This is a genomic window from Amycolatopsis vastitatis (assembly GCF_002234595.1).
Taxonomy (GTDB): domain Bacteria; phylum Actinomycetota; class Actinomycetes; order Mycobacteriales; family Pseudonocardiaceae; genus Amycolatopsis; species Amycolatopsis vastitatis.
Map to the genome: position 1 here is coordinate 228,978 of NZ_NMUL01000006.1, position 7,133 is coordinate 236,110.

At 73.4% G+C, this 7,133-nt stretch carries 4 protein-coding genes; 2 read left to right on the top strand and 2 right to left on the bottom strand.

What is annotated here, in order from left to right:
• Nucleotides 1-55 precede the first annotated feature (55 nt).
• Nucleotides 56-1,321 carry a cation:proton antiporter domain-containing protein gene (locus tag CF165_RS07170; protein WP_093946618.1) on the bottom strand — a complete coding sequence of 422 codons (1,266 nt, stop codon included), beginning with the start codon at nt 1,319-1,321 and terminating at the stop codon, nt 56-58.
• Nucleotides 1,322-1,496: 175 nt separating this feature from the next.
• Here CF165_RS07170 and CF165_RS07175 point away from each other — a divergent pair, with 175 nt between their 5' ends.
• The gene (locus tag CF165_RS07175) at nt 1,497-1,841 is read left to right on the top strand and encodes a hypothetical protein (RefSeq protein ID WP_093946619.1); all 345 of its coding nucleotides are present in this window, start codon (nt 1,497-1,499) and stop codon (nt 1,839-1,841) included.
• 39 nt (nt 1,842-1,880) lie between these two features.
• Nucleotides 1,881-3,212 carry a cytochrome P450 gene (locus CF165_RS07180; protein ID WP_093946620.1) on the top strand — a complete coding sequence of 444 codons (1,332 nt, stop codon included), beginning with the start codon at nt 1,881-1,883 and terminating at the stop codon, nt 3,210-3,212.
• 157 nt (nt 3,213-3,369) lie between these two features.
• Here CF165_RS07180 and CF165_RS07185 read toward each other — a convergent pair whose 3' ends face one another.
• Nucleotides 3,370-7,023 carry a family 78 glycoside hydrolase catalytic domain gene (locus tag CF165_RS07185; protein ID WP_093946621.1) on the bottom strand — a complete coding sequence of 1,218 codons (3,654 nt, stop codon included), beginning with the start codon at nt 7,021-7,023 and terminating at the stop codon, nt 3,370-3,372.
• Nucleotides 7,024-7,133 lie beyond the last annotated feature (110 nt).

The window sequence follows — 7,133 nt, forward strand, 5'->3', positions numbered from 1 at the left end:
GGATCGGCCAGTCGCCAAAAGGGCCTTGACAGACTGATACCCACTCGCCGCGGACCTACACATCGGCCGGCAGGTGCCCGCCCATCCGCTCGATCCGCTGGATCGCCGGCTCCGCGAGGACGCCGTGGACGATCACCGACACGGCGACGGCGAGCGCGCCCACCCGCCACAGCACGTCCTGCTGAGGTACCGGGAGCCGGTTGAGCGCGTAGGCCAGGTAGTAGAGCGTGCCGATGCCGCGGACGCCGAAGAACGCGATCGCCGCGGTCGCGGGCCGTCCCGGCGACGGCGCGCCGAGCAGGGACAGCCAGCCCACCACCGGCCGCACCACGAGGACGGCGACGACGGCGATCACCACTTCGAGGGGACGCAGCCCGCGCAGCAGGCCGTCGCCGACGGCCAGTCCCAGCCCGAGCAGGGCGAGCGGGACGAACAGCCGTTCCAGCTGGTGGCCGAACGCGTGCAGGACGCCGTGGTACTCGTGCTCGCGCTCCTGGGTGCGGACCGCGACCGCCGCGACGAACACGGCGACGAACCCGTTGCCGTGACACAGTTCGGAGAGCGCGTAGGGCACGAACGCGAGGGCGAGCAGGACCAGCCCGTCGGCGTACTCGGCCAGCCGCAGCCGGTCCGACGGCGTCCGGAAGATCGCCCAGCCGAGCACCCGCCCGGTGACCAGGCCGACCACCACACCGAGCACCAGGGGCAGCAGCAGGTCCACCAGCGCCCAGGAGAGGTCCAGGCGGGGCGCGCTGCCCGCCAGCGCCAGTCCGAGCAGGACGAACGGCATGGTGAGGCCGTCGTTGAGCCCGGCCTCCGTGGTCAGGGTGAAGCGGATCTCGTTGTCCCTGGCCAGTTCCGGTTCGACGTCGGGGTGCGGCACGCCGATGTCGCCCGCCAGCACCGGGTCGGTCGGCGCCAGCGCCGCGGCCAGCAGCAGCGCCACGCCGGGCGCGAGCGCCAGCCACCAGTACCCGAGCAGGGCGATCACCAGGATCGACACCGGCATGGTCAGGGCGAGCAGCCGCCACGTCGAGCCCCAGCGTCTGAGGCCGAAGGGGCGGTCGACGGACAGGCCCGCCCCGGCGAGCGCGACCAGGATGCCCAGCTGGGTGAAGGATTCCACGCCGTGCAGGTGGGCGGCCGGGTCACTCCAGCCGTCGCCGTAGGGCTCGGGCAGCGGCAGCAGGCCGAGCCCGATGCCGGCGACGAGCATCACCAGCGGCACCGAGAACGGCCGGTCGGCGACCAGCTTCGGCACGATCGCCGCGGCGAGCGCGAGCACGCCGGCCACTCCGAACAACACCGTCAACGACGACAAGGGTTCCTCCCGCCCGCTCGTACCCGCACCGCGGCCAGGAGACCCGGTCGAGCGTGCCTCCGGGTTCCACCGGGCGCGCCGCCGGTTCCCCGGAGCCGGAGTAGCGTGACCGGGGAGAGGCGCGCCGAGGCCCGGATTCCCGGCGCGCGAGCGGCGAAACCGTGAGGAGGCCGCGGTGACGGCGACGAACGGGGCCGGCGCGCCGTGCCGGTTCTGCGGCAGGCGGCGCGATCCCCGGGTGCCCGGCCGGAACGGGCCGATCTGCCTGGACTGCGTCCGCGCGGGCCTGCGCGTGGTGCGCGACGGCGCCGACCGGGAGAGCGGTGCCGGGGACGTGCTGGCGGCGGTGACGTCGCCGCTGGCCGCGGTCTGCGACTTCTGCGGCCGCCGCGAGCGCCGGACGTTCCTCGGGCTCCGGCGCCCGCTGCTGCGCGTGGACTGCGCCGCGCGGGACGCGGTGATCTGCGTGGACTGCCTGGACCACGCCGGGGACGTGTTGAACGTCGCGCTGCGCCGCTGACGGCGTTTCCCGCCCGGGCGGCGCGGGTAGCCGCGCGCTATGACGTCCACTCAGGAGAACCTCACGCGACCGGCGACCGCCTCGGTGGGCGAGACCGTCCGTGTCGCGGCCGAAGTGGCGCTGCCCACGCTTCTCGGCGGAGTGATCAAACGGCGTCCGGCGGCGATGGCGCTGGCCGGCAAGCTCGGCCTCGACTCCTCCGCCGTGCGGCTCCTGCGGCGGCTGCGCGACCGCCATGGCGCGCGGCCGCTGAAGCTGCGCGTGCCCGGCCGGTCGGTGGGGCTGGCCCTGTCCGGCGAGGACGTGGCGGCGGTGCTGGCCGGCGCACCGGTGCCGTTCAGTCCGTCCACAGTGGAGAAACGAGCCGCGCTGGCGCACTTCCAGCCGCACGGCGTGCTGATCTCGGACGCCGCCGCCCGCCGTCCGCGCCGCCGGTTCACCGAGGCCGTGCTCGAGCCCGGGCGTCCGCTGCACGAGCTCGCGGCACCCTTCGCGCGCGCGACCGCCGAGGAAGCCGCCGTCGTGCTCAGCGAAGCCACGCACGACGGCGAACTGAACTGGGACGCCTTCAACGTCGCGTGGTGGCGGCTGGTCCGCCGTGTCGTGCTCGGTTCGGGGGCCCGTGACGACGCCGCGCTCACCGACCTGCTCGAACGCCTGCGGCTCGACGCGAACTGGGCCTACCTGCACCCGCGGCGCGAGCGGGTGCGCGCGCGGTTCCACGAACGGCTGACCGCGCACCTGGGCCGGGCCGAGCCCGGCAGCCTCGCGGCCGTGATCGCGGCGGTCGGCGCGGACGGCGAGATCGGCCCGGCCGACCAGGTGGCGCACTGGCTGTTCGCCTTCGACGCGGCGGGCATGGTGACCTACCGGACGCTGGCCCTCCTGGCGGCCCACCCGGCGGCACTGGAACGCGCCCGCACCGAGCTCGCCGGCTTCGACCCGGCGTCGCCGGACCAGCTGAGCTACCTGCGCGCCTGCGTGCTGGAGGCAGTGCGGCTGTGGCCGACCACGCCGATGATCCTGCGGGAGACCACCGAGGAGACGTCCTGGGGTCCGGCAGGAACCACGGTGCTGATCTTCGCGCCGCTCTTCCACCGCGACCCGGACCTGCCCTACGCCGACCGCTTCGAGCCGGACATCTGGCTCGACGGCCGGGCGGAGCGGAACCCGGCGCTCGTCCCGTTCAGCGCGGGCCCGGCGGTCTGCCCGGGACGCGACCTCGTCCAGTTCTGCGCGAGCACGATGCTGGCGAACCTGCTGCGCGGCCACCGTTTCGAGCAGGCGTCGGGCCCGGTGCTGTCCCCGGACCGCCCCCTCCCCGCCACCCTCGACAACTTCCACCTGCGCCTCAACCTCCTGCCGGGCTGAAGCGCCCCAATGTGGCGTTCGGTGCGTTGGACGCAACCAACGCCACATTGGGTGCGTTGGACGCAACCAACGCCACATTGGGTGCGTTGGACGCAACCAACGCCACATTGGGTGCGTTGGACGCAACCAACGCCACATTGGGGTGTTTGTCAGCCGGTCACGCCGGAGCCGTGAAGACGTACGAACCCGCGGGCAGGAAGTACGTCCCCGGCGCGGACGGCACGGCTTCGGGCGGTGCGGTGACCGACCCGGGCCGCGACGTCGGCACCCGGACCGTTGCCGAGGTGCCCGCCGGGATCGTCACGCGCAGCGTCAGCTTCCCGGCCGAGATCGACCAGTCGCTGACCGCGCCGCCGTACGGTGTCTCGTACGCCGACTTCGCCGACGTCAGGCCGCCGCCCGGGCGGGGCGCCACCAGCAGTGACGCGTACCCCGGTGAAGCCGGGGCGAGCCCGCCGACCGACCGGTACAGGAAGTCGCCGACCGACCCGAGCCCGTAGTGGTTGAACGAGTTCATCCCCGGGTCGTTGAACGAGCCGTCCGGCTTGATGCCGTCCCAGCGCTCCCAGACCGTCGTCGCACCGTGGCCGATCATGTAGCCCCAGCCGGGGAAGTCCGGCTGCAGCAACACCTGGTAGGCGACGTCGGCGTGGCCGTGCGCCGCCAGCACCGGCAGCAGGTTCTCCACCCCGAGGAAGCCGACACTCAGGTGCCCGCCCGCCGCGGCGACGCGGGCCGCCAGCTTGTCCGCCGCCGGCTGGACCAGGGAAGCCGGCAGCAGACCGAACGCCAGCGCCAGGACGTACCCGGTTTGCGAGCCCGACCCGATCGTGCCGTCGGCCGCCACGAACCGTCCGGTGAACGCGGCCCCGACCTGGTTGGCGAGCGTTCCGTACTTCGCCGCTTCGGCGCCGTGCCCGGTGGCCGCCGCCATCCGCGACACCAGCCGTGACGACCACGCGAAGAACGCCGTCGAGACCAGGTCCTGCGCGGTGTTGTCGTTGACGTTGAGCCAGTCCCCGTAGGTCTGGTGGTCGCGGATCAGGTCCGCGCCCGACGTCGAGCGCAGGTACTCGACCCACCGGACCATCGCGGCGAAGTGCTCCTGGATCACGCCCGTGTCGCCGTAACGCTGCCACAGCGTGTAGGGCACGATGACGCCCGCGTCGCCCCAGCCCGCCGTGCCGGAGCCGCCCAGCACGCCCGGTGCCACGTCGGTGAAGGAACCGTCGTCGTGCTGCGCGTCGACCAGGTCGTCGCTGAACTTGCCGAGGAAGTTCGCGACGTCGAGGTTGAACGCCGACGTGCCGGCGAAGATCCCGATGTCGCCGGTCCAGCCGAGCCGTTCGTCGCGCTGCGGGCAGTCGCTCGGCACCGACAGCATGTTCGAGCGCTCACCCCAGAGGATGTTGTGCTGCAGCTGGTTCACCAGCGCGTTCGACGTCGTGAACGTCCCGGCCTGCGCGCCGGAGGTCCACATCGCCCGGCCGGTGAGGGTGGCCGCGGCCGGGGCCGACGGCAGTCCGGTCAGCTCGACGTACCGGTAGCCGTGCACGGTGAACCGCGGTTCGTACGTCTCGGCGCGGCCGGTGCCCGCCAGCGTGAACCGGTCCGTGGCCTGGGCCGCGCGGAGGTTGGTGGTGTAGATCGTCCCGTCCGGGTTGAGCACCTCCGCGTGCCGCATGGTCACCGTCGTGCCGGCCGGCCCGGTCACCGAAAGCCGGTTCCAGCCGCTGAAGTTCTGGCCCAGGTCGGCCACCCAGACGCCCGGCTTCGGCTGCGTCCACGAGACCGGGTGGAACTCCTGCTGCACGGTGACGCCGCTGTCCGCCTGGGGCACCAGGTTCGGCCGGTCGCCGCCGCGGAGACGGACGGCCGCCCAGCCGCGGGCGTCGAACCCGGGCCGGTCCCAGCCGGTCGCGAGCCGTGCGTCGTAGGTTTCGCCCTGGTAGAGGTCGTCGGCGCGGATCGGGCCGTCGCCTGCCGTCCAGGTGCCGTCGGTCGCGATCGTGGTGCTCGTGCCGTCGGTGAAGGTCAGCCGCAGCTGCGCCGAATACCACGGCTCGGTGCCGTACTTCTGGCTGCCGGCGATCCCGATGCTGCCGGAGTACCAGCCGTTGCCCACCATCGCGCCGAGGACGTTCTCCCCGGCGCGGATCTGCCCGGTGACGTCGGAAACGCGGTACTGCAGGCGTTTCGTGTAGTCGGTCCACCCCGGCGCGAGGACTTCCGAGCCCACCTTGGCGCCGTTGAGGTGCGTCTCCTGCAGGCCGAGCGCGGTCGTCAGCAGCCGTGCGCTCGCCACCGGCTTCGAGACGGTGAAGCTCTTGCGCAGCAGGGGAGCGGGCGCGCTGACGGCGACGTTCGCCCCCCACGGCCCGGTGCCGTACGCGGTCAACGCGCGGGCCGCGGGCCAGGCGCTGTCGTCGAAGGCGCGTTGCTGCCAGCCGTCCGGACCGCTCTGGCTCGCCTTCCACGTCCCGTCGGTGACGAGCGTCGGTCCACCTTGGACGGTCAGCTTCGCGATCGTCCCGGCGGGGCTCTGCGTGGTGTTCTCCGTGCTCACCGCGATGGTGTTCGCGCCGGCCGTCAGCAGGCCGCCGATCTCGGTGACCGCGGCGGTCTTCCACGAGTCGGCGACCCGCGGCGAGTCGCTGACGCGGGTCCCGTTGACCCACACGGTGGCGGTGTCGTCGCCGGTCACGACGAGCGTGGCTTTCGCGGGAGCCGAGGTCAGGTCGACGGTCTTGCGGAAGAACCGGGTCGACGGCGGGACACCGCCGACGGGATCGCCCTCCGGGTACCAGATCCAGTTCGCCCCGGCGAGGTCCGGGCCGGCCGTGGCGCGGCCGACGAAGGCGCCCGTCCACTCGGTCGCCGGGGTGCGCAGCGCGGTTTCGAAGCGCTGGACCGGGCTCCAGCCGCTCGTCCGGCCCTGGCCGTCCCAGACCCGGACGCGCCACGTGTAGGCGGTCAGCGACCCGAGTGCGGGACCGCCGTAGGCGACGTCGGACTGCTGGGCGGAGGCGACTCGGCCGCTGTCCCAGACGCTGCTTCCGTTGGCGGACACCACGATCTGGTACGCCGACTGGCGTTGCTGCGCGGCCGGGGACGCGAGTTTCCAGCCGAAGCGCGCCTGCGCGGGATCGACCCCGAGGGGGTTCACCCGGTTCCCGATGGTGGCGCTCGCGACCGAAAGGGGTGACGGTGTGGCGGGATTCGGCGTGGTGACGCCGGCGCGCCAGGGTGCGGTGCCGTAGGCGCCGAGGTCCGTGGCCGCGGCCCACGTCCCGTCGGCGAAGCCCGGCTGTTCCCAGCCCTCGGGCGCGGTCGCCGCGCTCTTCCAGGCGGTTCCCGTGGTCAGGTCGGTGGTGCCTGCCGCGGTCGTCACCCGCAGGCGGCCGAGCAGGCCGGCCGGGCCGCCTTCGTTGCGGGCCGCGACGGCGAGGGTGTTGACCCCGGGGGTCAGCGCCGGCCGCAGGTCCACCGGCAGCGCCGTCCGCCACGCCTGCGGGGTGCGGGCGGACGAGGCGAGCGGCGTGCCGTTGAGCCAGACGTCGGCGGTGTCGTCGCCGGTGACGACGAACCGGGCGTCGGAGACCGCCCCGGCGGGGACGGTGAACGTCGTGCGGAAGTAGCGGGTCCCGGCCGGCGCCGCGACGCGGGGGTTGCCCTCCGGGTACCAGATCCAGTGCGCACCGGCCAGGTCCACCGGGGGAGCGGCGCCGGCCGGTGGCACCGCGCCGGCGGACAGGACGAGGATCGCGGCGAGCGTGGTGGTGGTCGCGCGCCAGAGCTTCGAGCGCAGCATGCGGGCTCCCTTACGGCGGGGATGGGGCCGACGAATTAGAACGTTTCAACCAGGCCTGCCGTGTGACTGTAATCACGAGGTCACATGTTGGCAATACTCCACCGGGAGGC

Bases quoted from the DNA above. Each gene is read 5' to 3' on its own strand.
- CF165_RS07180 (WP_093946620.1), top strand. From the start codon at position 1,881: ATGACGTCCACTCAGGAGAACCTCACGCGACCGGCGACCGCCTCGGTG.
- CF165_RS07185 (WP_093946621.1), bottom strand. From the start codon at position 7,023: ATGCTGCGCTCGAAGCTCTGGCGCGCGACCACCACCACGCTCGCCGCG.